The sequence below is a fragment of the Microbacterium sp. E-13 genome, from assembly GCF_049912955.1.
Taxonomy (GTDB): domain Bacteria; phylum Actinomycetota; class Actinomycetes; order Actinomycetales; family Microbacteriaceae; genus Microbacterium.
Genome location: NZ_CP183973.1, coordinates 1576142 through 1598671, shown reverse-complemented (window position 1 = coordinate 1598671; position 22530 = coordinate 1576142). Strand labels below are relative to the sequence as shown.

Below are 22530 nucleotides of genomic sequence, written 5' to 3'. Positions count from 1 at the left end.
GAAGTATGCCTCACTACGACGTCGCCATCCTCGGCGCGGGCCCCGGCGGGTACGTCGCGGCCGTCCGTGCTTCTCAGCTCGGCCTCAAGGTCGCGATCATCGAAGAGAAGTACTGGGGAGGTGTCTGTCTCAACGTCGGCTGCATCCCCTCGAAGGCTCTGCTGAAGAACGCCGACCTCGCGCACCAGTTCCACCACAAGGCCGATCTGTTCGGCATCTCGGGTGATGTGCACTTCGACTTCGGCGTCGCGTGGGACCGCAGCCGCAAGGTGGCGGACACGCATGTCAAGGGCATCCACTACCTGATGAAGAAGAACAAGGTCGACGAGTACGAGGGCCGTGGCTCGTTCGTCGATGCGAACACGATCGACGTCGCGAAGGCCGACGGCTCGACCGAGCGCGTCACGTTCGACAATGCGATCATCTCGACCGGGTCGAAGGTGCGCCTGCTCCCCGGCGTGCAGCTGGGCGGCAACGTCGTGACGTACGAGGAGCAGATCCTCGCCCGCGACCTCCCCCAGTCGATCGTCATCGTGGGTGCCGGCGCGATCGGCATGGAGTTCGCCTTCGTCATGGTGAACTACGGCGTGAAGGTCACGATCATCGAGTTCCTCGACCGTGCGCTGCCCAACGAGGACGCCGACGTGTCGAAGGAGATCGCGCGCCAGTACAAGAACTACGGCGTCGACATCCTCACCTCGACCAAGGTCGAGACGGTCACCGACCAGGGCGACAAGGTCACTGTGACCTACACCGCCAAGGACGGCACCCAGGGCTCCATCGACGCCGACAAGGTGATGATGTCGATCGGCTTCGCCGCGAACGTCGAGGGCTTCGGGCTCGAGAACACCGGTGTGAAGCTCACCGACCGGGGCGCCATCGACATCGACGACCACATGCGCACCAACGTGCCGCACATCTACGCCATCGGCGACGTGACCGCGAAGCTGCAGCTGGCGCACGTGGCCGAGGCGCAGGGCGTCGTCGCCGCCGAGACCATCGGCAAGGCCGAGACCATGCCGCTCGGCGACTACCGCATGATGCCGCGGGCGACGTTCTGCTCGCCGCAGGTCGCCTCGTTCGGCCTCACCGAGCAGCAGGCGCGCGACGCCGGCTACGACGTCAAGGTCGCGAAGTTCCCGTTCTCGGCGAACGGCAAGGCCAATGGCCTCGGCGAGCCCATCGGCTTCGTCAAGCTCATCGCCGACGGCGAGCACCTCGAGCTGCTCGGCGGGCACCTCATCGGCCCCGACGTCTCGGAGCTCCTCCCCGAGCTCACGCTCGCGCAGAAGTGGGACCTCACCGCCCTCGAAGCGGCGCGCAACGTCCACACGCACCCGACGCTGTCGGAGGCCGTGCAGGAAGCCTTCCACGGCCTCGCCGGCCACATGATCAACCTTTGACGCGTGCCGGATCAATGCGACGAAGGAGCGTTGATGCGGTGCGGGTCAAGGTCGAGTAGGCGAGGAACGAGCCGTATCGAGACCCCTTGAACGCAGAGAAGCCCCGGAGCCCTCGGCTCCGGGGCTTCTCGCGTGTTCAGTAGCCGAGGGCGCGGGCGAGCTTCGAAGCGGATGCTGCGGGGCGGCCTCCTGCGGCGAACACCGCACTGCCGGCCTTGGCGAAGAGGTGGTTGCGCTCCTTGATCGGCTCGGGCGCGGCCGGGCCGAGCTCGAACTCCCATTCCCGCCAGGTGCGTTCGGCGCCCGATCGCTCATCGGTGGCCACGACGCGGTCGTCGACGAACTCGGCGACGACGCCCCCGTCGTCGTCGAGCAGCGAGTATGCGGTGCGCCTGTTGCGGATGCGCGCGATCGGCGCCAGGTCGCCGACAGCTGCGATCGATGAGAGGGCGGCGGCGACAGCATCCGGAATCTCCCCCTCTGCTCCGAGGGGCCACTGCCGCTCGAGCCGGCCGCCCTCGGCGTGGCGGGGGCCCTTGATGTGCCACCCCGCGTCGGGCCCGCCGGTGCGCCGGCGCACGGCGTAGCCGGCGTGCGCGAGCGTCAGGTCGTCGCTGTCGAAGTAGACGGCGTCGAGTTCGCGCAGCTCCGGCTCGCCGATCGACGCGACGCCGGGCAGGTACGACCAGTCGGGCAGCGGCGTCGCGTCGTCGACGTCGAACTTCAGCTCGACCTCGACGGAATGCCTGCCCCCGTCGCCCTGGCCGGAAGTACCGTCAGCGGCGCTCACGCGGCTGGTCGCTGTCGGGATCGATGTCGTTCTCGGCCTCGACGAACCAGAACTCGGCCTCGGTCGGGCCGTCGTGCTCGCCGGTATGAGCCGGCTCGCCGCGGCGGGCGTAGACCACCTGCGTCTCGCTGTAGGGGACGATCATGCGGTCGAGCTCGGGGTCTTCGAGCGGGAGGAGCTGTCCGTCGAGCGGTCCTCCGTGCAGTCGTGCGATGGCCATACGGTCAGCGTAGACCCGGCCCCCGACGACGAGCCGCTCCTTGCCGATTGCGGCGGCGCGCGTTGCCCCTCCGGCTTCGAATCGCGCACACTGCCGTTTCGCGCGGCGCGAAGCGGTGAAGTGCGCGACTGGAAAGCAAAGGTTCACCGAAATCAGTGCAAGCGCTTCCAGATTGTGCCTCTAGAATCGCTCGGGTGAAGGCCATCCGAACGTTCACAGTCCGTCCCGTCCTCGCCGACTCCCTCGCTCCTCTCGACCGCCTCGCCTCGAACTGGCGCTGGTCGTGGAGCCGCGCGACGCACGCTCTCTTCGCCTCGATGGCTCCCGCCCTGTGGGAGGAAATCGGCGCGAACCCCGCTCGCATGCTCGGCGCGCTGGGGCAGGAGCGGCTCGACGAGCTCGCGCGCGACGACGCGTTCGTCGCCCGCGTGCGCGAGGAGGACGAGCGCCTCACCGCGTACCTCGAGGGCGAGCGCTGGTTCCAGCGCCTCGAGGGCGACAAGCCGGCGCACATCGCCTACTTCTCGCCGGAGTTCGGCGTCGACGGCTCGCTGCCGCAGTACTCGGGCGGTCTCGGCATCCTGGCCGGCGACCACCTGAAGAGCGCCTCCGACCTCGGCGTGCCGCTCACGGGCGTGGGCCTCTTCTACCGCGCCGGCTACTTCCGTCAGTCCATCGGTGACGACGGCTGGCAGCGCGAGAGCTACCCGCTGCTCGACCCCTACGGCCTCGGCCTCACGCTGCTCCGCGGCACCGACGGCGCACCGGTCGAGATCTCGCTCGACCTGCCCGGCAACCGCCGCCTGTACGCGCGCGTCTGGGTCGCCGACATCGGCCGCGTGCCGCTGCTGCTCCTCGACTCCGAGACGCCGTCGAACACCGACGAGATGCGTCGCGTCACCGACCGCCTCTACGGCGGCGGCGGCGAGCACCGCCTGCTGCAGGAGCTGCTCCTCGGCGTCGGCGGCGTGCGCGCCGTGCGCGCGTGGTCGCAGATCACCGGCCGCCCGGCCCCCGACGTGTACCACACCAACGAGGGCCACGCGGGCTTCCAGGGACTCGAGCGGATGTCGGAGCTCATCACGCAGGAGGGCCTGACCTTCGACGAGGCACTGACGCAGGTGCGGGCGGGCACGGTGTTCACGACCCACACTCCGGTGCCGGCGGGGATCGACCGCTTCCCGCGCGAGCTGATCGCCGATGTGCTGACGAGCGGCCTCTTCCAGGGCCTCGACGGCGGCCGCGCCATCGCGCTCGGACTTGAGACGTGGCCCGGCGGCGACCAGGGCGTCTTCAACATGGCCGTGCTCGGACTGCACCTCGGCCAGCACGCCAACGGCGTCTCGGTTCTCCACGGCGAGGTCAGCCGCGGGATGTTCGGGATGCTGTGGCCCGGCGTCGACACCGAGGAGGTGCCGATCACCTCGATCACGAACGGCGTGCACGCACCGACCTGGGTGCACCCCGCCCTCAAGGCCGTCAGCGAGCGGGCATGGGGCGACGCCCACACCGACACCCACGACTGGACCGACCGCAACGTCGTCACGGACGCCGAGCTGTGGGGCGTGCGCCAGCAGATGAAGGGCGAGCTGGTGGCCGAGGCGCGGCGGCGGGTGGCAGCATCCGTCTCGGGCGCCACCGGTCAGGCGCCCCTGTGGGTCGATGATCTGCTCGACCCCGAGGTGCTCACCATCGGCTTCGCGCGCCGCGTGCCCACGTACAAGCGCCTCACGCTCATGCTGCGCGACCCGGAGCGCCTCACGAAGCTGCTCACCGACCCCGAGCGGCCGGTGCAGATCGTGATCGGCGGCAAGTCGCACCCGGCCGACGACTCGGGCAAGATCCTGATCCAGGAGCTGGTGCGCTTCAGCCGCGACCCCAAGGTGCGCGGGCGCATCGTGTTCCTGCCGGACTACGACATCACCCTCGCGAAGGACCTGTACCCCGGTTGCGACGTGTGGCTCAACAACCCGCTGCGCCCCCTCGAGGCGTGCGGCACGAGCGGCATGAAGGCGGCTCTCAACGGCGCGCTCAACCTGTCGATCCTCGACGGCTGGTGGGACGAGTGGTTCGACGGCCAGAACGGCTGGGCGATCCCGACCGCCGACAACGCGTCGAACGACGAAGAGCGCGACGACGCCGAGGCGGCGGCTCTGTACGACCTCATCGAGCATCAGCTCGTGCCGAAGTTCTACGAGCGGGAGGGCGGCATCCCGACGGCATGGCTCGGAATGGTGCGCCACACCATGACCGACCTCGGCAAGAAGGCGACGAGCGACCGCATGGTGCGCGACTACGTGCAGCGCCTCTACGTGCCGGCGGCAGCGCACGACGTGGCCCTGCGGGCCGACGGCTTCGCGGCCGCGCGGGAGCTGTCGGCCTTCGTGACCCGCGTGACCAGCGCGTGGGAGCGCATCTCCATCGCGAGCGTCGATAGCAGCGGAATCCCGCAGCAGGCGCAGGCGGGCGACACGCTCGAGGTGCGCGCCGACGTGCGCATCGACGGTCTCTCGCCCGACGACCTCGCCGTCGAGCTGCTCTACGGCCGCACCGACGAGAACGACCGGCTCGCGGCCGATCACTCGGTGTACCGCCTCTCCCCCGCCGGCGATGGCGTCGACGGCGTGCGGGCATTCACCGGCGCCCTGCCGCTCGGAGTCACCGGCACCTTCGGCTACACCGTGCGCGTGCGCCCCTCGCACCCGCAGCTCGTGTCGCCCGTCGAGCTGGGCCTCGTCACCTACGCGTCCTGAGACGCGGACAGCGGATGCCTCGACCCGGCGCACTGCGCCCGGGTCGAGGCATCCGTCGCTTTCGGTCGGCGGTGGCGCGGGCGGTCGGCAGGGGTGAGTGCGCGGGCAATTAGGCTGGGGAGGTGAAGCCGTTCGTCCTCCTCGCCACGCGCGCCGAGGACGTCCCCGCCGACGAGGAGTACGCGCTCTTCCTGCGCTACAGCGGACTCACACCCGAGCAGCTCATCCGCGTGCGGCTCGATGCGGAGCCGATGCCCCGGTTCGACCTCGACGAGCTGTCGGGCATCTTCGTGGGCGGCGGGCCGTTCAACGCCTCCGACCCGCACGAGAAGAAGTCCGCCGTGCAGCGGCGCGTCGAGGCGGAGTTTCAGGTGCTGCTCGACGAGGTCGTCGCCCGCGACTTCCCATTCCTCGGCGCCTGCTACGGCGTCGGCACGCTCGGCGCACACCAGGGCGCGACGATCGACCGGGTCTACAGCGAGCCCATCAGCGTGGTGCCCGTGACGATGACCGAGGCCGGAGCATCCGACCCTCTCATGGAAGGGATGCCGCAGACCTTCGGCGCGTTCGTCGGCCACAAGGAGGCGATCTCGCGGCTGCCCGAATCGGCGACGCTGCTGGCGTCGTCGCCGATGTGCCCGGTGCAGGTGTTCAGGGTAGGGCGGAACGTGTATGCGACGCAGTTCCACCCCGAGCTCGACGTCGAGGGCATCACGACGCGCATCCACGCGTACGCCGGCCACGGGTACTTCGCGCCCCACGAGCTCGAGCTGACGCTCGCCGCCGTGCGGCGCCAGGCGGTGTCGCACCCGAGCCGGATGCTGCGCAACTTCGTCACCCGCTACGCCCGCTGAGTCGGCCTCTTCGCAGGGCGGCGGCGCGGTGGTACGCTCCCCGCACCGGCTGCCTCTGCTGGGGACATCGAGGTTCGTCATGGGTTCGAAGAAGCTGCTCATCACCGGCGGCGTGATCGCCGTCGTCGCGGCCGCAGCCCTGCTGGTTCCGAGCATCGCGCTGGGAGTGCCGTTCACGGGGATCATCCCCGCGTCGAGCGTCGTCGCACCCCACGACGGGCCGGGCAACGCCCGCGGCAACGCGTTCGGGCACGACAAGAAGTCCGACGACTTCCCGGGCAACAACGGCAACGCGTGGGGACACGACAAGGATGACCGCGGCTTCCCCGGCAAGAACGGTCACCACGACGACGCGGAGGGCGACGAGGGCGACGGTCAGGGCCACGGGTGGGGGCACCACAAGGATGACCCCGGCTTCCCCGGCAACAACGGGGGCGAGCAGGACGACGACTCCGACGAGTAGCACCCTGTCGTTGACCGTCACCCAGCCTCGACGATGCGGGAGACGGATGCCTCGCCCGCGGGCTCGACGGGGGTGAGAGATGGGCCGAGGCCGATGTCGACGAGCACGATGTCGCCGGCGAGTTCCGGCCCGCGGCCGGTCACGAGGCCCGCCTTGACCGCGCCGAAGGTGACGGTGACGGATGCCGGCAGCACGACGTCGTCGGCCGTGCCGGTGTCGGGGTGCAGGCCGCTGGGGATGTCGACGGCGTAGGTGCGCGGCATCCGCTTGCTTCGCTGTGCGCTGTCGAGGAGCGCCGTCACCGCCTCGCGCGCCGTGCCGCGCAGCGCCGGATCGCGTGAGACGCCGATGCCGAGGATGCCGTCGATCACGAGGGTGTAGTCGCCGTCGGCGCCGGTGAGTTCGGGGAGTTCGACCCGGCGCACGCCCGCTCCGGTGGCCGCGGCGAACGCGGGCTCGTGGAAGCGGTCGCCGACGAGCAGGGCGTCGACGTCGGCGATGTCGGTGAGCTGCGAGGCGGTGTAGAGGGCGTCGCCGCCGTTGTCGCCGCTTCCGGCCAGAACGAGCACGCGCGGGCGCGACGTGTCGGGGGCGCCGCGGGTGACGGATTCGAGCGTGCGCGACTCGGCGGTGATGACGTCATCTCCGATGCCGTCGAGCTCGGCCCGCACGAGGTCGGCCAGGGCCGTCGCGGCTCGCTGCATGAGCGGCACGCCGTCGTCGAGCAGCGGGCGCTCAGCGTCGCGCACCTGCTGGGCCGTGTAGGTCGGGACGGTCTCGGTCATGACTTCTCCGCGGGCGCCGACTTCTCGGCATCCTTCTCACGCGCTTTCGCGTCGTGCTCGCGCTGCTTCGCGCGCTCCTCGTCGGCGGCGGCGCGGGCGTGGTCGAGTTCTTCCGTGGCGACGCGCACGGCATCCTCCGCCTGGCGCACGCGGCGCAGGGCGAACGTGGGCGACCCGAAGCGCTCGCGCACGCGGTCGACGCGTTCGCGCTCGGCGACGATGATCCACGTCGAGGCGAGGAGGATGACCTGGGCCGACAGGTTGAGCCACAGCAGCAGCGCGATCAGGGCGGCGAACGAGGCGAGCAGCGGGTTGGAGCCGGCGCCGCGCACGAAGAGGCTCGAGAGCTGCTGCAGCACGGTGAGGCCCAGCGCGCCGAGGAGGGCCCCCGACCACAGTGAGCCGGGGTGGGCCTTCACGCCGCTGAGCGAGACGAACGCGAGGGCCACGACGGCCATGTCGAGGGCGAAGACGACGAGGATCGAGACGCTGCGGGTGGCGAGCTGTGCGAACCAGCCCTGGCTGATGCCGGCCCAGTCGAGAACGCTGCCGACGAACGACGTGCCGATGAACGTCGCTCCGGCCGAGAGCACGAAGCCGCCGCCGATCGCGATGGCGAGCAGCAGGTTGCGCAGCAGCACCCAGACGAAGAAGACGTCGTCGCGCACCTTGTCGGCGAGCGTGCGGATGGCGACCCGCAGCGAGCCGATCGCGCCGATGGCGGCGCCGACGAGAGCGACGAGGGCGATGATGCCGGCGATGGTCAGGCCTGCGGGCGCTTGGATGTCGTTGACGTCGACGAGCCCGTCTTTTCCGACGAGGCCGGGGATGGCAGCATCCACCGCCGCCACCAGCGATTGCCAGGCGTCGGGGTTGTCGGCGAGCCAGATGGCCGCGAACGAGAAGCCGAGCAGCACTCCCGCGAACACCGAGAACAGGGCCCGGTAGGTGACGCTGTCGGAGAGCATGGGCCCGCGGCGTTCGGCGTAGTGCAGCCATACCCGCATGAGCCGCAGCGACAGCGCCCACGCGGTCGCCTTCTCGATGAGGCTCGCCTCGGGCCGTGCGCCGCGCCGTTCCGCGGTACCTACCCCACCGGTCACTGGGCTTGTGGAAGTGGCCATGGCTTCAAAATATCCACAGCGGATGCTGAGCGCCGCAGGCTTGACGGGCCACATAGTATGTCCCTAGGGATTGGGGAATCTCTGGGGAATTGGGGGAACGCGCCACTGGGCCCGAAACTTCGCGATAATGACCGGCATGGATCAACCATTCCGTTCGCGCCGCGAAGCTCGGAATGGCGTGGTCACCCCGCCCTCTGGGATCCCCGCGCCTGTGTCTCACGGGCGAGCGATTGGGGACGCTATGAGGGGCCTTGCACAGACGTTGGTGCTGACGGGAGCTGTACGAGCCGCCGACATGTCGGCGGCGATGGCGCAGGCGGGTGATGGGCCGGAGCTGCAACAGCTGCTCGTGAGTTCGCACCTGGTCACCGAGGGGCAGGTGGCCGAGGCGATCGCCTTGCACACCGGTCACCGCTACATCGACCTGGCGAACACGACCCTCGACCCCAACGTGATCGCGCTCGTGCCCGGCAATCTGTGCCGCAAGTACAACCTCCTTCCCGTCGACCGCCGTGGCGACCGCCTGACCGTCGGCGTGCTCGACCCGACAGATATCGTGGCGCTCGATGACGTGGCCAGCATCACCGACCTCTTCGTCGAGCCGGTCGTCGTCGCCGAAGACGCGCTGGCGAACATGTTCGAGCGGTTCCTGCGCTCCGACGAGGAGCTCAGCGAGCTGTCGATGTCGATCGAGGAGTCGAGCGACACAAGCCAGGCCGCGTTCACCGAGAGTCTCGAGGAGCAGGACGACGCCGCGCCGATCGTCAGGTTCGTGAACCTGCTGATCGCGCAGGCCATCAACGACCGTGCGAGCGACATCCACGTCGAGCCGGGCGAGAAGCAGCTGACCGTGCGGTTCCGCATCGACGGCGTGCTGCACGAGATGCAGAAGGCCGACCGTGCGATTCAGGACGGCATCATCTCGCGTCTGAAGATCATGTCGTCGATCGACATCGCCGAGAAACGCAAGCCGCAAGACGGCCGCCTGTCGGTCACCCACGAGAACCGCACCGTCGACCTTCGTGTGGCAACGCTGCCCACCGTGTGGGGCGAGAAGATCGTCATGCGAATTCTCGACAACACCGGTCAGACCATGACGATGCGCGACCTGCTTTTCTCGAGCACCAATGAGCGTCGGTTCCGCGAGTCGATCATCAAGCCGCACGGCATGATCCTCGCCACAGGGCCCACCGGCTCGGGCAAGTCAACGACGCTGTACACGGCGCTGCGGTCGATCGCGAACCCGAAGATCAACGTGATCACCGTCGAAGACCCGGTCGAGTACCGCATCGCCGGCATCAACCAGGTGCAGGTGAACAACCGCGCCGGCCTGACCTTCGCGTCAGCGCTGCGGTCGATCCTCCGATCCGACCCCGACGTCGTGCTCGTCGGTGAGATCCGCGACTTCGAGACCGCGAACATCTCCATCGAGGCCTCGCTCACCGGTCACCTCGTGCTCTCCACGCTCCACACGAACGACGCGCCGTCGGCGCTGACGCGCCTGACCGAGATCGGCTGCGAGCCCTTCCTCGTGGCTACCGCACTCTCTTCTGTGATCGCCCAGCGCCTCGCGCGCCGCCTGTGCATGCGCTGCCGCGAGCCGCTCGTCGAGACGACCGAGGTGCTGACGTCGCTGCACTTCCCTCACGACCCGAGCGATCTGCCTGAGCTGTACAAGGCGGTGGGATGCCCCGCCTGCAGCAACACCGGATACCGCGGCCGCGTCGCACTCCACGAAGTGATGAACCTGAGCGATGAGATCGAGTCGCTGGTCGTAACGCGCTCGACGGGCTCCGAGATCCGCCAGGTCGCGCTGGAGCAGGGCATGGTGTCGCTGCGCGAGGACGGCTGGTCGAAGGTGGCTCAGGGCCTGACGACGATCGAAGAGGTGCTCCGGGTCACGATCTGACGGACGCTCGAATATCGTGTTCCGCCCGCGAACGAGCGACGAACCCCGAAGACGATTGCCTTGAGGCTGGTCGGGCTGGCGACTCTCAGCTCTTCTACTGCTTGGCCAGCTCGCCGTAAAGGGTGAAGATCGGCAGGTAGAGGGAGATGACCATGCCGCCGATGACGATGCCGAGTCCCACAATGAGAAGCGGCTCGATCGTTGAGGACAGTTGGGCGGTCGCGGTCTCCACCTCGTCCTCGTAGAAGTCGGCGATGCTTGCGAGCATGTCCACCAGCGTTCCTGATTCTTCTCCCACTGACACCATCTGAGCCACCATCGGGGGGAACACCTGGGCTTTGGCGAGGGGAACCGCGAACGAGCGCCCTTGGCGAATGGACTCCTGTACCTCGCGTACCGCCTGCTCGATCTTCCAGTTATTCGAGGCCTGGCCGACGATTGCGAGTGCCTGGATGATTGGAACGCCCGCGTTTAGCATCATTGAGAGATTCCGAGCGAAGCGGGCGACAGCGATCTTCGTCGTCAGTTTGCCAAAGATCGGCATCTTCAGCTTGAACGGATCCATCACCCGGCGGTACTGCTCTGTGTGACGATTTGCACGCCACCAGATCACCGCGATCATGGTCAAGAGGACGATCGACGGCAGGATCCACCACATGTTCTTGGAGATCGCGACCAGGATCTGCGTCGGAACCGGCAGCGTACCGCCCAGGCTCTCGAACATGTTCTCGAAAATCGGCACCACGAACGTGACCATCACGAGGACGCCGATGATTGCAATCACCAGCACGATGGCCGGGTAGGTAACCGCAGCACGCACCTTATTGTGCAGCTCAGCCTCTCGCTGATAGTTGTCAGCGATGGAGGTCAGCGCACTTCCTAGGAATCCACCGGCCTCACCGACTTTCACGATGCTCAGCATCAGCGGCGGGAAGGTCTGCGGGTGCTTCGCGAGGGCGGCCGAGAACGAGGAACCGGCCTCGACATCGGCCTGCACCTGCACGAGGGCGGGCTGAAGCTTCTTGTCATCTGTCTGCTCGATGAGGATGGTCAACGTTCGCATCAACGGAAGACCCGCGTTGATGAGACCTGCCATTTGACGACAGAACAGGGCCAGGTTGCGGGGCTTCACCGTTTTCGAGGCGCCGGGGAGTTTGATCTCGCGATTGAGCCCCGTGTTCGATTTCAGCGTCACCTCAAGCGGCGTCAGCCCCTGCGCCTTGAGCTTGCTCGTGACGGCGGCTTCGGTGGAGGCCTCTACCGTCCCTCTTACAACCGAACCACCTCGCGGGTCGACCGCACGGTAAACGAACTCCTGTACAACAGCCACAATCAGTCCTCCCCGTCCCCACTCGCCCAGGTGACCTCGCGGGCGGTCGGATCGACGCGGCCGCCGACCGTCGGAGTGCCGAAGCGCGAGCCCATGCCCACGCCGGTGCCGGCCGTGGCGTTAGCGGGGATGGTGTCCAGTTCGCCTTGCCGCCACTCTCCGGCGTGGTGCATCCACTCCTCCGCGTCGAGGTCACGCGCTCGCACCACAACCCCGTCAAGACTCTTCGGGTCGACGGCGAAGTCGGCTGCCACGTTGCGGGCGATCGTCCCGTCCTGAACCAGACGTCGAAGGTCCTGGTCGAGCGTGTGCATGCCGAGCGCCGAGCCGGCCTGCATGGCGGAGTAGAGCTGGGCTACCTGCCCCTCGCGGATCATATTCGCTACGGCGGGCGTGTTCACCAGAACCTCTGTTGCGATCGTCCGTCCGTTCGTCTGCGCCAGCGGTAGCAAGGTCTGACTGATGATCCCCTGCAAGGTGTCGCCGAGTTGGGTGCGGATCTGGTGCTGCGCGTCGGCTGGGAACACGTCAATGATTCGGTTGATGCTCTTGGCGGCGCCCTGAGTATGCAGCGTCGAAAGGACGAGATGTCCAGTCTCCGCTGCCGACAGCGCCGTGGAGATGGACTCGGGGTCGCGAAGCTCGCCGATCAAAATGACATCTGGGTCTTGGCGAAGCACGCGACGAAGGGCTTCAGCGAACGAGTTGGTGTCGCGCCCGACCTCGCGCTGATGCACGAGTGACTTCTTCGACTGATGGTGGAACTCGATCGGATCCTCGATGGTGATGATGTGCGCAGGGACGAGCTGATTGATGATGTCGACCATCGCGGTGAGGGTCGTCGACTTCCCTGAGCCGGTGGGACCTGTAAGCAGCACGAGACCGCGTGGTCGGAGGGCGAGGTCGCGGGCGATGGCAGGTGCACCGAGCTCCTCCAGGGAATAGACCCGGTCGGGGATGTACCGGAGCGCGATCGCGATAGACCCCAGCTGGCGATAGACGTTGGTACGGAAGCGCCCAATGCCCGGAGTGGCGTGGGCGAGGTCCACCTCCCCATACTCGGTGAAATCACGCCGCTGGCCTTCGGTCATGAGGTCGAAGGCCGTCTTCTCCACCCAGTCCTCCGACACCGGCTCGCCGAATCCCGGAATGGGCACGAGATCCCCATCTATCCGCAGCAGGACCGGGGACTCTGCGGTGATGTGAACGTCAGAGGCCCGCAGCCGCGCGCCATGCGCGAGGAGCGTCTCGAAATCGAGGTGCGTCATTTACCGTCACCCTTCCACATCGATGAATGTGAGCGCCTTGACCTGTAGATCGATCGTGCCCTCGCCGGTTTGTGCCGACGTTGCGGTGATGCCGTGGAGCAGCCGGGGCCCGGCTCTGAGCGCGTCTAGAAATGCCGTCACCTGCGCCATGTCAGACGCCGTTGCGGCTATCACGAAGTCCACCTGCTGACGCCCAGTAGCCTGGGCTCCGTCAGGAACCGTCGACGCGTCTGGGACTACCGGGGTGCCTGCGCCCGCCGCGTCAGCGCCCTCTGTCGGCGTCGGCGCCGGGGTTGCTGTCGGCGCGGGCGCGGCGGCGGCTTGCTCGTCGTCCGTAGGCTCGGTTCGGACGAAGAACGCGACTTGCTCCCCCGCCGTCACGGACGTCAGCGGGAGCCCCGCCGCCACGCTTGCACGCGCGACGACCTCGAACACGTCGTCGAGTTCTCCGGCGGCCGGGATCTGCGATCGCAGGTCGGCAACGTTCGCATTGATCGCGTCGAGATTCTCCTCCTCGGCACGAAGGCTGTCGGCCTGCGCTTGGTACAGGTCATTAGTGGTGGAAACGGTCGCGGTCTGAGCGTCAACCCCAATCGCCTGGAAGTAGAGGGGAAGCGCAACGAGAAAGATGCCGAGGGCGATAACCCCGAGCGCGACCACCAGGCCGAGCGCCGTCACGAGTTGCTTGGGCATCAGTCGTCCCCTTGCGTCGGTGCGTACTGACCGGAATAGATCGACTGATCAAATTCCAGGTCGAGGACGTAGGCGAATCGACCTTCCGACACCTCGCTCGTTGTGACCGATCTGCCGTCGGCGAAAAGCACGCCCTCCACGCCCCGCAACGATCGGATAATCGCGACGATGTCGAGAGGGGTGGCGCTGTCGATCGACACGGTCCCCACCAGACCCGGCTCGACCGCCGGATCATCCCCCTGCGGGACTCCGCCCGTGATCACGTCGAAGCCTGTGAGTGCGGTGTCGGGAGGGAGCACAGCGGTGAGCTTCGCGATCACGGGGGCCCACTGGAAGTCGCTCGCCATCGCCTCTGCGCGGAACTCCGTCAGTTCCCGTTCTGTGTCGAGCGCCTGGCTTACCTCCGAAAGCGCCGCTATCTCCGTGAGGAGCTGGGTGGTCCGCGTCTGCTCTGCCGCGAGGCGCTGATCGGCGAACAGCTTGAAGGTGAACGCGCCGGCGATGATGAGAAGAGCGACGAGAACCGCGGCCAGCACGATCCACACCCAGAGGCGCACCGCTTTGTCTCGTTCCCGCCGCACGATCTCGGGGCGGGGCATCAAGTTGACGCGGGCGAACCCGGTGAGCGGCGGCACGACAGCGGTCATTTGCGCGCCTCCCCGAGAGCGATGCCGACCGTCCCCACGAGGTTGAGCGCCACTTCGCCGCCTGGTGGCGGAGTGGTCATCGGTATGACGTCCCCGAGCGAGATGACCCGAAGCTCCGCATCGATCGCCGCGTCAATTGCGGACAACACACCTTCGGCAGCGGCCCCCGCTCCGGTCACGAAGACTCGCGAGACGGCTGCGGCGTTCGGACGGCTGGCGAAGAACGCCAGGGTACTGCGCAGTCGCGCGGCCAGGTCTGCCACACCAGGGGGCTGCGTGGCTCGGATCGCGCCCCGAGAGCGCACTGACCCGCCGTTCCCGCCGACGAGTTCCAGCGAGGCCTCGGTCAGCGCTTCATCGTGCCGTCGAACGGCGGAGGTTGCGACATCGATGGGGAGAATGCGGACGAAGAGCGGGACACCGCCGCGGGAAACAACCAGTTGTGTCGTGTGGTCGCCGATGTGGACGGTCGCCACTGTTTCCTCGGCGCCCACGAGGGGTGCGGTGACACGAGCGAGTCCGAACGCCGTGAGGTCGACCGCTTGGACGCGCACCTTGACCTTCGACAGAGTGGAGATAATCAGCTCGATGTTTTCGGATACCGCCGCAACCAGCAGTCCTGAGATCTGGTCGCCATCTTGCGTCAGTGGGAGAAAGTCGAGCACCGCTTGGCTGGCAGGCACTGGAAGCAGATCCTGCACCTGATACGGCAAGGCTTCTCGCAGCAGGTCGGGACGCATCGCCTGCGTCGTGTATTCCCGGACCAGAATGCGACGGCTAGCTACTCCGAGCACGGCGTTCTTGCTCCTGAACCTCGCACCGGTCCACAGCTGGCGCAGCGCGACGGCGACAGTCCCGGGGTCGAGAACCTCAGAGTCGCGCGCGGCTTCCGGGGGTAGAGGGACCTCCCCGTAAGCAACCATTTGCGGTTTTCGGCCAAGAGAGAGTTCGGCGGCGCGGACACTTTCCTCTGTCACCTCCAGCGCGACAATCGTCTTGCTCATCTTCTTCCCTTCCCCGGACCGCGGGTATCAAGCCCCGGTGAACAACTCGACATACCAGCGACTGATCGTCTCGCCTGCGAAGACTCCGGTCCACGCGCCGAGGATCATCCATGGACCGAACGGTATCGCGGTCTTCCGTCCGGCACGCCGAATGAGTATCAGGATGATTCCGAAGACGCCGCCGTAGACGAAAGCGGCGAACGCCCCCACGAGCAGGGCGCCCCAGCCGAGCCAGCCGAGATAGATCCCGATGACACCGGCGAGCTTCACATCGCCGCCACCCATGCCACCTGGTCGCGCCAGTCGCAGCAACGCATAGAAGACGTACAACGCGACCATGCCCGTCGCAGCGCGAAGCAGGGCGTCCCATTCCCCCGAAAGGAGGGCGGCCACGCAAAACAGCACCCCCGCAACGACGTAGCTCGGCAGCACGATGCTGTTCGGCAGTCGTTTCGTATCGAGGTCGATGAGTGCGAGCAGGATGCTAACCGTAGCGAGGTAGAGGAACGCGACCACGACGACACCGAGAGCCCAGACATCGGCGGGTTTCACCACACCATCGACCGCCGGAAGCGCCAAATACGCGGATAACGTGGCGTTCAGGAGGTCGTCGTAGACGGCGAGCCCCCACCAGGTCACGGCCGCGAAAGCAAGCCCGGTCACCGCCTCGACGATTGGGTAACGCGGAGAGATCGCCGCCTTGCAATTCGCGCAACGGCCCCGCAATGCGAACCATCCGAGTACGGGGACGTTGTGCCACGGCTTGATCGCGGTGTCGCACTGCGGGCACCGGCTTTCACGCATCAGGGAAATCTTCGCGGGCACGCGATAGGCCACGACATTAATGAATGAACCGATCAGCAGTCCGAAGACTCCGGCGACCACGACGAGGAAGGCTACAAGCTCCGCCATCTCCTACCGCTCAGTCTGGTACACGAGCTCGCCGAGTTTCTGCACTATCGTGCTGTCGTCGAGAACGCCATCCTCACCCTTGATCGTGCAACCCAACTTGGGCAGCGCGACGGGCCAGGTCATCGGCTTACAGGTGTAGACCGAACTCTGGATGAAGTGAGTTGTGTCGTCGGCGTACAGCTGACCGGAGAAACTGGCGTTCACCGTGCCCCCGAGACCACACGGCGCATAGACCATCAATCGGACGTCCGGGTCCACGACGCCGGCCACATCGAACTGATCTTGGGTGCTGCCGTTGCCGCACGTCGGAAGGTTGTCGGCGGTGTTGTCGACATGCACGAAGAAGACCTGGCGTGTGGCACCGCCATCCTGAGTCGTCCCCTGCAGCTTGACCTCGAGCTTCTTGTTTGCAGGGCTGAGGATGACGACGTCTCGATTGACCGTCACGTTGTTGAAGAGCAATGCAAGCTTCTGCCCCGTGAAGGGCGCGGCGTTGCTGGCGCACGGCGTGAGATCGAGCACGAGCGGGCCACCCGCGGCCGAGATGAGGGACACCAGTTGTGCCGCAGTCTTGGTGCACACGCCGGGTTCACGCGTCCCCCAGCTTGCCGACGCGGGCAGATCGATCCACTGGGTCGCAGCCATCAGCCAGGCGAGGGTCGGAACGAACACCGGGTCCGCGGATGACCCGGGTGACTGCGCGCCTGTCGTCCAGCTCGAGTTCACCGTTACCGCGTTCCGTGACGTCACGGTCCCTGTGACAACACCGGTCCCTCCGCCATCAAGGGTAACGTCGCCCTTGGCATGTATGTTTCCGGCGACCGAGTTGCTGCCGGTCGAGGGCAGACTCACCAACCCGTTCGTATTGATGCTTCCGGCGCTCTCGCTGGAAGGACGGGCGTTCACATGCCAGTTGTTGCCGTTGCTCGTAACGTTGCCGTTCGCGTTGATGTCCCCGTTGATCACACAACCGGTCGAGATGCTGACTGTGCCGGTCAGGACGTACAGATCGCCGTCGAGAAGACCGTCGATGTTGCACGTCCAATTGCCGTCGCGGAGAACGAGGTCGCCTGTGTAGTGGGCTACACCCTGCGTGATACTCCCCGAGAAATATGTCACCACCCCGCCGGGGACATCGGAGTAGGTCCGCTCCCACTCGTACACCGAGTCCACCGTGGCGGTGGAGCCGTCTTGACCGGAGCCGGTCGAGCGGATGACCAGCCAGGCGTCGGAAGAGGGACAGGCGGATGAAGTCAAGTCGTCGTAATTGGTCGGGGGCGTCGGCCCGGACTTCGCGACGGTTCTCACGGCGTACGTGTAGGTCGGGCCGGTACCTGTGCCTGACATGTCGGCTGTCGCACACCCGTCAGACAAGGCTGCGACGGCCACATCGCGTCCCGATTCCGCGGCGATGAATGCCTGTGTGGTGCTCTTGTTGGTGGCGTTGGCCTGAATGGTGAAAAGGACACTTGCCGCGATCATACTGGCGATGATGAAGCCGACCAGCATCACGATGACGACAGTTACCAGCACCGCCCCATCTTCGTCGCGGCGGGGCGGTGGGCGCAGGAGTCGATTCAAGGCCAACATGGCGTCGTTCCTCCTGTCGCGGGGGTCCTCATCGCTGCTTCGCCTTCGAAGCGCACCGGGGCCGATTCTGTCGTGATGTCGAAGGTGAACGCCACGGTCAATCCATCCTGTTCGAAAAACCGAGTCGTCCCGTTCTGGACAACGCCGAGTTGCCAGGGGTCTGGCCAGTCCGTCGTGATTGCAGCCGGCAGGCTGGTCGCAGAGGTGGTCATGTACGCGGCTCCTCCGGTCATCCAGAACGCCTGACATCTCCGCGCGCCGTCTAGCCGGGTGTCAATGCGAAGAAGTGTTCCGTCCGTAGACACCTCGAACGCTTGGGCGTTCCGCATCGCGCGCTCGATGCCTTGACCGATCAGCTGGCCGCGCGTGGTCGCCTCGTTCGTCGTTTGAACGTCCTTTTGCGTGCTCCACGAGTTGATGAGAATGGTTGCCATCGCGCCTAGCAGAACCGAGGCGAGAAGCACGTAGATGATCAGCTCGATGAGTGACAGCCCTGCCGAGCTGTCGTCATCCGGGTAGGCGCGGCTCATGGCACGTACACGATCGCTGAGACGGTCGCGAGGGCATCGCTCGATGCGTCCGTCGCAGTGAGGGTCACGGTCACCATCTTTGATGCTGCCGGACATGTGGTGTAGGTGCCTGCCGTCTGAAGGGCACGGTCGGCGCCATCCGTGAAGTTCTGGGTGGCCGTTGCGGCGACGATGCTTCCGCACGTCGGGTTGTCACGGATGTCCTCGACCAGCGAGTTGAGCTTGCGCACGGCGGTCGCGGTTGTTGACTGCTCGCTCGAATACTGGAGGCCTTGCCACAGCGCTGGAATGAGTGCCACTGCGATGATCGCAAGCAGGAACATGCCGATGATGATCTCGACGATGCCGAGACCTTCATCGGACTCGCGCGGCGCAGCCATCCGCGCACCTCCCCCAGTGGCAGAAATCCCGAGGCCATCATCGCACAGGGGCCGGGGATTTACTCCCCGGCCCCTGGCAGATGCAGATCGGCTGTTAGCAGCCCGGTCCGGCCGAGAACGGGCCCGGCCAGCCTGCGGGGCCCGTGGCACTGACGCAGATGGACGTGACGTCGGCGGGGGTACCCGCAGTGAGCGCGGTCGTGATGTCTCCGTCACCCGCGGAAACCGCCCCCGCAGTGAGGTCCGCGAGGACGGCACCAGGCTGCGCGGCGGCAGCAGCAGCAGCGGTCGCCCCATTAGCAGCAGCCGCCTTGAGCGCGTTCTCCTGCGCCGTGGCCTGGATGCTGAGGAAGATCGGAATCGCGACCGCGACGAGGATGCCGAGGATCACGACGACGATGATGAGCTCGACGAGCGAGAAGCCCTCTTCGCCCTCTTCTTCGCGACGCTTGTTCATGGCGTCGACATAGTTCTTGATGGTTGCACGCATGTGCGTCTCTCCCCTTTGTGAATTCGAGGTCGGCTCTGACCTACCGGCGTCAATGCCGGCCAATTGCATTTCCCCAGTTACAGTTCCCGCCTCGATCAGAGCCGGGTTCGAGACACACGCGCAAGCGTGCATCCCCTCCCGCGTTCGACATTGACAGTCTGTGAGCCGGAGATCAATGCAGCCTCGCCCAGGGTTGGCCAAGGAAAACCTCAAGAGTCTTTGCATCGCGTGACATTCCTGGACGGACCATCAATCCCGCTTGACGCCCGGCTGCACACGACTGCGATACTCGTGCGCATGTCGACACCCGAGCACTCTGGGGGAGCTCCGGTCGGACCCGCCACCAACGGTGGATTGCCGGCGGCCCCTCCTACCGATGCCTATCCGCCTCCATTGCCGCCCGTCGTGCATGTGCCATCGCAGGTGCACGTCGTCCAATCGCCGTATTCGGCTCCCCCCGGGCAGTTCCAGGGGCAGAGCCTGTACGCCAACCCGCCTGGCGCATTCGGCTCGGGACGGAGGGCCAATGTACTCGGCATCATCGCTCTCGCGGTAGCGATCCTTGGCTTCGTCTTCTCCTGCATCCCGGGTTGGCTCTCGCTCGGTTGGATACTGTTGCCGATCGGTTTCATTCTCGGCATCGTGTCGCTCTTCCTCCGAGACAGCGGCAAGGGCGCAGGCATCGCAGCGATCATCGTGGCGGTCGTCGGCACGGTGGTCGGGTTCCTCGTGTTCTTCTCCGTGATCGGCGACGCGTTCACCAACGCATTCGGGGGTGAAGCTCCCTCAGCTGTCGCACCAGGTGAGGCCGGCGGCGGCACGACGGGCGACGCGGGCTCGGGCGGAACTGGTGCAGCTGTCGGCACGAGGGAGAACCCGCACCCGCTTGGAACGACCCTCCAGGGCGATGAGTGGGCCGTGACCATCAACAGCGTGACCTTCGGCGCTACGGGCGCCGTCCTGGCCGAGAATCAGTTCAACGATGCACCGCCCGAGGGCTATGAGTACATCCTGATCAACACCACAGCTGTTTACAGCGGCCCCGATTCCGACTTCGGGTGGTCGATCGGCGTCGATTACGTCACACCGACCGGTGAAACGAAGACTGTCGCTGATCATTCCGCGGTCGCCCCAGGTGGGTTCGACTCCTCGGCCGAGGTCTACACCGGCGGAACGATCGCAGGGAATATCGTCATCGCTGTCCCGTCCGCAACGGCCGCCGATGGCGTGCTCGCCGTCAAAGTGGACACGTTCGGCGATCCGGCCTTTGTCGCGGTCAAGTAGCCCGCGCTGAGCGGGATCGGAGTAGCCGGCCGGGCTTCGGCCAGCCCCGGGAACGCGCACTGCCTCCATCCGCGCTGCCAGCACCTCTTCGCAGTTCGGCCTTTGTGCACGACCCGCGATCACTCGCAGATCTGACGGGGGTGTGCAACCTCGCGGCACCCGCTACCGTGGGCGCTCTGGGGAAGGAGCGGCCGCCGGCATCCGGCTGCCGCTTGAGGGACGGGGAGGTCCCGATGAATGGAGCGCTCCAACTCGCCTTGGGGCCGGTCCGATGAGCAGCGGCGCAAGCGCGGTCAGCGCGCTGCCGCCGGCCGGGTGGCTTTTCGATCCATACACGTCGCAGACCCGATGGTGGGACGGTGTGCGGTGGACCGAGCACGTGCTGCCACCGTATGAGGACACTGAGTACGCCGCCACACTGGGTATCGACGTCGGGCACGACCAACCTCCGGACGAGCGAAACGGGCCGGCGCACGCATCCCTCGTCGTCATAGCGATCGAGTTGCTCGGAGCCATCGCAGTGCTGGGCGTGGTCGGTGCATCGGGCCTGCCGTGGTGGCAGTTCCTCGACCTGATCAACAGCCTGGAGATCACCAGCCTCGTTCTGACCGCTTGCGCCTTCGCGCTGGCGATCATCGGAGTGGTCACGGCCGTGCGACGGCCGACGCGCAAGCGCGAGGCAGTGCTCGCCCTGGTGCTCTCGACACTGCTGATCGCTGGGGTACTCGCCCAGACGGTCGTGTCACTCAGTGCCTCCGCCGCGTGACGTCACCGCTCCGAGCCGCGCATTCTTGAGCAGATCTTTGCCCGCGACGCCCCGGCAGGCGCTAACTTAGGCGCACTGGGGAATCTGTGGGTGGCGGCATCCGTCATCCGCAAAAGGGACATTGGGAGGTCCCGATGGTCAGAGTGCCTGCGCGCACGAGGACTGATCGATGAGCGGCGGCGCGTACGCTACCGGCCCGCTTCCGCCGGCCGGCTGGATCTACGATCCGACGACGATGCAGACCCGCTGGTGGGACGGCGCGCGGTGGACGGAGCACGTGCTCCCCACGGCGCCGAAAGAGACCGCCGTGTACGGGTTTAACCCGCGAGCTCGACCCACCTCGACCTCCGCGAATGGGCCGGCCAAGGCATCCCTGATCCTCATCCTGATTCAGCTCCTCGGCGGGCTTGTGTTCGTGGGACTGACCATTGTCTTCTTCACTATGGGGGCGCAGTTCTGGGGGTTCCTCTACCTGCTCAACGCCCTCGGGTGGGTCAGCATTGTCTCGACCATCGCCGCGTTCGTGCTGGCAATCATCGGCACGGTCATCGCGGTGCGGCGCCCGACCCGCAAGCGCGAGGCGGTGTTCGCCCTCGTGTTCTCGTCGCTGCTGATCCTTTGGATGGTCGCGCGGCTGGTGATGGCCCCCGGGCAGTTCGGCCCGCTGGAGTGGGGGTGAGCGTGGCCCAGAGTCCCGACAAGCCTTCAGGGATCGCCTGGCTGCCCGACAGCCCAGACGCGCGCGAGCTCGCGGAACTCAGCTCGTACTCGAACGACCTCACCGAAGCCGACAGTGCACTGCACGCGGCGCTGGAGGCCGGCGAGGGCACGCCGTTGTGGATACCGCTGACCGGCTTCGCCGTCGTCGCCTACATGCGGGCGTTCGGGCACTCGAACGTGCGCCCGCCGCTGCGGGAGGCGGAGGTCGTGCCCGAGGAGTTCGCGGGATTGCACGAGAAGATCCGCAAGTACCGCAACACCACCGTCGCGCACTCGCAGTCGGAGCTCGTGCGGCCGATGCCGATCGCCTACCTCGACGGCGAAGGCCGGGTATGCCGGGTGGGCGACGCCGTGGTCAGCCAGCACCTGCCCGTGCAGGTGGCGCGCGGGTTCGCGGGCTTGATCGAGGCGGTGCAGAGCACGGTCGAGACGTGGGCCGACGGCATCCGCTCACGCTTGCAAGAGAAGTATGCGGATGCCTCACCCGAGGACATCGCCGGCTGGGCGATGCCGGTGGTCGAAGCGCGGTTCGCCGGCGAGTTCTCCGCGGACTCGAAACGGCGGCCGGAGTCGACCTTCACGCACTACTGGAGCGTGGAACCGCTCGAGGAGTAG

At 66.7% G+C, this 22530-nt stretch carries 23 protein-coding genes; 9 read left to right on the top strand and 14 right to left on the bottom strand.

The features are described from left to right. Window positions 1–5 precede the first annotated feature (5 nt). On the top strand, window positions 6–1403 hold the full coding sequence (gene lpdA / locus ACN9MP_RS07190; RefSeq protein ID WP_426325035.1) for a dihydrolipoyl dehydrogenase: 1398 nt from the start codon (window positions 6–8) through the stop codon (window positions 1401–1403). A gap of 136 nt (window positions 1404–1539) precedes the next feature. On the opposite strand, the gene ACN9MP_RS07185 is transcribed toward lpdA, so the two are convergent. Together ACN9MP_RS07185 and ACN9MP_RS07180 are read right to left on the bottom strand one after the other, a co-directional pair. Next, the gene (locus tag ACN9MP_RS07185; protein WP_426325033.1) at window positions 1540–2193 is read right to left on the bottom strand and encodes a CYTH domain-containing protein; all 654 of its coding nucleotides are present in this window, start codon (window positions 2191–2193) and stop codon (window positions 1540–1542) included. Next, on the bottom strand, window positions 2180–2413 hold the full coding sequence (locus tag ACN9MP_RS07180; RefSeq protein WP_426325031.1) for a response regulator: 234 nt from the start codon (window positions 2411–2413) through the stop codon (window positions 2180–2182). The genes ACN9MP_RS07185 and ACN9MP_RS07180 overlap by 14 nt, the downstream gene beginning before the upstream one ends. A 194-nt stretch (window positions 2414–2607) precedes the next feature. On the opposite strand from ACN9MP_RS07180, the gene glgP reads away from it, so the two are divergent. From glgP to ACN9MP_RS07165, 3 genes are all read left to right on the top strand, one after another. After that, a complete protein-coding gene (glgP, locus tag ACN9MP_RS07175) occupies window positions 2608–5166 on the top strand; it encodes an alpha-glucan family phosphorylase (RefSeq protein WP_426325029.1) in 2559 nt (852 codons plus the stop codon). A gap of 122 nt (window positions 5167–5288) precedes the next feature. Beyond that, a complete protein-coding gene (locus ACN9MP_RS07170; RefSeq protein WP_426325027.1) occupies window positions 5289–6020 on the top strand; it encodes a glutamine amidotransferase in 732 nt (243 codons plus the stop codon). A 79-nt stretch (window positions 6021–6099) separates the two neighbouring features. Beyond that, complete coding sequence (locus tag ACN9MP_RS07165; RefSeq protein WP_426325025.1) at window positions 6100–6483, top strand: hypothetical protein; 384 nt, start codon at window positions 6100–6102, stop codon at window positions 6481–6483. 17 nt (window positions 6484–6500) lie between these two features. On the opposite strand, the gene ACN9MP_RS07160 is transcribed toward ACN9MP_RS07165, so the two are convergent. Beyond that, complete coding sequence (locus ACN9MP_RS07160; protein WP_426325024.1) at window positions 6501–7268, bottom strand: NAD(P)H-hydrate epimerase; 768 nt, start codon at window positions 7266–7268, stop codon at window positions 6501–6503. Continuing rightward, the gene (locus ACN9MP_RS07155; protein ID WP_426325022.1) at window positions 7265–8392 is read right to left on the bottom strand and encodes a YihY/virulence factor BrkB family protein; all 1128 of its coding nucleotides are present in this window, start codon (window positions 8390–8392) and stop codon (window positions 7265–7267) included. Before ACN9MP_RS07155 ends, ACN9MP_RS07160 begins: the two co-directional genes overlap by 4 nt. Window positions 8393–8633: 241 nt before the next feature. On the opposite strand from ACN9MP_RS07155, the gene ACN9MP_RS07150 reads away from it, so the two are divergent. After that, window positions 8634–10301, top strand: a complete 1668-nt coding sequence (locus ACN9MP_RS07150) for a GspE/PulE family protein (protein ID WP_426325020.1) — start codon at window positions 8634–8636, stop codon at window positions 10299–10301. Window positions 10302–10395: 94 nt separating this feature from the next. Here ACN9MP_RS07150 and ACN9MP_RS07145 read toward each other — a convergent pair whose 3' ends face one another. The 10 genes from ACN9MP_RS07145 to ACN9MP_RS07100 form a co-directional block, all read right to left on the bottom strand. Then, a complete protein-coding gene (locus tag ACN9MP_RS07145; protein ID WP_426325018.1) occupies window positions 10396–11631 on the bottom strand; it encodes a type II secretion system F family protein in 1236 nt (411 codons plus the stop codon). A gap of 2 nt (window positions 11632–11633) precedes the next feature. Further along, window positions 11634–12899, bottom strand: a complete 1266-nt coding sequence (locus ACN9MP_RS07140) for a type IV pilus twitching motility protein PilT (RefSeq protein WP_426325016.1) — start codon at window positions 12897–12899, stop codon at window positions 11634–11636. Window positions 12900–12905: 6 nt separating this feature from the next. Beyond that, window positions 12906–13592, bottom strand: coding sequence for a hypothetical protein (locus ACN9MP_RS07135; RefSeq protein WP_426325014.1), 687 nt, complete (start codon window positions 13590–13592; stop codon window positions 12906–12908). Continuing rightward, on the bottom strand, window positions 13592–14239 hold the full coding sequence (locus tag ACN9MP_RS07130; protein ID WP_426325012.1) for a hypothetical protein: 648 nt from the start codon (window positions 14237–14239) through the stop codon (window positions 13592–13594). The genes ACN9MP_RS07135 and ACN9MP_RS07130 overlap by 1 nt, the downstream gene beginning before the upstream one ends. Next, the gene (gene pilM / locus ACN9MP_RS07125) at window positions 14236–15243 is read right to left on the bottom strand and encodes a type IV pilus biogenesis protein PilM (RefSeq protein WP_426325010.1); all 1008 of its coding nucleotides are present in this window, start codon (window positions 15241–15243) and stop codon (window positions 14236–14238) included. The genes ACN9MP_RS07130 and pilM overlap by 4 nt, the downstream gene beginning before the upstream one ends. 27 nt (window positions 15244–15270) lie before the next feature. Next, the gene (locus tag ACN9MP_RS07120; protein WP_426325008.1) at window positions 15271–16128 is read right to left on the bottom strand and encodes a prepilin peptidase; all 858 of its coding nucleotides are present in this window, start codon (window positions 16126–16128) and stop codon (window positions 15271–15273) included. A 30-nt stretch (window positions 16129–16158) separates the two neighbouring features. Beyond that, window positions 16159–17745, bottom strand: a complete 1587-nt coding sequence (locus ACN9MP_RS07115; protein ID WP_426325006.1) for a hypothetical protein — start codon at window positions 17743–17745, stop codon at window positions 16159–16161. Further along, entirely contained in the window at window positions 17733–18275 is a 543-nt protein-coding gene (locus ACN9MP_RS07110; RefSeq protein ID WP_426325004.1) for a PilW family protein, read from the bottom strand. The genes ACN9MP_RS07115 and ACN9MP_RS07110 overlap by 13 nt, the downstream gene beginning before the upstream one ends. After that, window positions 18272–18655 carry a hypothetical protein gene (locus tag ACN9MP_RS07105; RefSeq protein WP_426325002.1) on the bottom strand — a complete coding sequence of 128 codons (384 nt, stop codon included), beginning with the start codon at window positions 18653–18655 and terminating at the stop codon, window positions 18272–18274. The genes ACN9MP_RS07110 and ACN9MP_RS07105 overlap by 4 nt, the downstream gene beginning before the upstream one ends. A 94-nt stretch (window positions 18656–18749) precedes the next feature. Beyond that, window positions 18750–19145, bottom strand: coding sequence for a type IV pilin protein (locus ACN9MP_RS07100; RefSeq protein ID WP_426325000.1), 396 nt, complete (start codon window positions 19143–19145; stop codon window positions 18750–18752). 297 nt (window positions 19146–19442) lie between these two features. Between ACN9MP_RS07100 and ACN9MP_RS07095 the strand changes: the two genes are divergently transcribed. From ACN9MP_RS07095 to ACN9MP_RS07080, 4 genes are all read left to right on the top strand, one after another. Beyond that, window positions 19443–20429 carry a hypothetical protein gene (locus ACN9MP_RS07095; protein WP_426324998.1) on the top strand — a complete coding sequence of 329 codons (987 nt, stop codon included), beginning with the start codon at window positions 19443–19445 and terminating at the stop codon, window positions 20427–20429. Between the two features lie 271 nt (window positions 20430–20700). Next, entirely contained in the window at window positions 20701–21195 is a 495-nt protein-coding gene (locus ACN9MP_RS07090) for a DUF2510 domain-containing protein (protein WP_426324997.1), read from the top strand. A gap of 169 nt (window positions 21196–21364) precedes the next feature. Next, window positions 21365–21874 carry a DUF2510 domain-containing protein gene (locus ACN9MP_RS07085; protein ID WP_426324995.1) on the top strand — a complete coding sequence of 170 codons (510 nt, stop codon included), beginning with the start codon at window positions 21365–21367 and terminating at the stop codon, window positions 21872–21874. A gap of 2 nt (window positions 21875–21876) precedes the next feature. Beyond that, on the top strand, window positions 21877–22530 hold the full coding sequence (locus ACN9MP_RS07080; RefSeq protein ID WP_426324993.1) for a hypothetical protein: 654 nt from the start codon (window positions 21877–21879) through the stop codon (window positions 22528–22530).

Excerpts from the sequence above, each read along its gene's own strand:
- ACN9MP_RS07140 (WP_426325016.1), bottom strand. The coding sequence starts at position 12,899 with ATGACGCACCTCGATTTCGAGACGCTCCTCGCGCATGGCGCGCGGCTG.
- ACN9MP_RS07085 (WP_426324995.1), top strand. The coding sequence starts at position 21,365 with ATGAGCGGCGGCGCGTACGCTACCGGCCCGCTTCCGCCGGCCGGCTGG.
- ACN9MP_RS07090 (WP_426324997.1), top strand. The coding sequence starts at position 20,701 with ATGAGCAGCGGCGCAAGCGCGGTCAGCGCGCTGCCGCCGGCCGGGTGG.
- ACN9MP_RS07105 (WP_426325002.1), bottom strand. The coding sequence starts at position 18,655 with ATGGCTGCGCCGCGCGAGTCCGATGAAGGTCTCGGCATCGTCGAGATC.
- ACN9MP_RS07100 (WP_426325000.1), bottom strand. The coding sequence starts at position 19,145 with ATGCGTGCAACCATCAAGAACTATGTCGACGCCATGAACAAGCGTCGC.
- ACN9MP_RS07155 (WP_426325022.1), bottom strand. The coding sequence starts at position 8,392 with ATGGCCACTTCCACAAGCCCAGTGACCGGTGGGGTAGGTACCGCGGAA.
- ACN9MP_RS07165 (WP_426325025.1), top strand. The coding sequence starts at position 6,100 with ATGGGTTCGAAGAAGCTGCTCATCACCGGCGGCGTGATCGCCGTCGTC.
- ACN9MP_RS07095 (WP_426324998.1), top strand. The coding sequence starts at position 19,443 with ATGTCGACACCCGAGCACTCTGGGGGAGCTCCGGTCGGACCCGCCACC.
- ACN9MP_RS07150 (WP_426325020.1), top strand. The coding sequence starts at position 8,634 with ATGAGGGGCCTTGCACAGACGTTGGTGCTGACGGGAGCTGTACGAGCC.
- ACN9MP_RS07115 (WP_426325006.1), bottom strand. The coding sequence starts at position 17,745 with ATGTTGGCCTTGAATCGACTCCTGCGCCCACCGCCCCGCCGCGACGAA.
- ACN9MP_RS07180 (WP_426325031.1), bottom strand. The coding sequence starts at position 2,413 with ATGGCCATCGCACGACTGCACGGAGGACCGCTCGACGGACAGCTCCTC.
- ACN9MP_RS07135 (WP_426325014.1), bottom strand. The coding sequence starts at position 13,592 with ATGCCCAAGCAACTCGTGACGGCGCTCGGCCTGGTGGTCGCGCTCGGG.
- ACN9MP_RS07130 (WP_426325012.1), bottom strand. The coding sequence starts at position 14,239 with ATGACCGCTGTCGTGCCGCCGCTCACCGGGTTCGCCCGCGTCAACTTG.
- pilM (WP_426325010.1), bottom strand. The coding sequence starts at position 15,243 with ATGAGCAAGACGATTGTCGCGCTGGAGGTGACAGAGGAAAGTGTCCGC.
- ACN9MP_RS07110 (WP_426325004.1), bottom strand. The coding sequence starts at position 18,275 with ATGAGCCGCGCCTACCCGGATGACGACAGCTCGGCAGGGCTGTCACTC.
- lpdA (WP_426325035.1), top strand. The coding sequence starts at position 6 with ATGCCTCACTACGACGTCGCCATCCTCGGCGCGGGCCCCGGCGGGTAC.
- ACN9MP_RS07160 (WP_426325024.1), bottom strand. The coding sequence starts at position 7,268 with ATGACCGAGACCGTCCCGACCTACACGGCCCAGCAGGTGCGCGACGCT.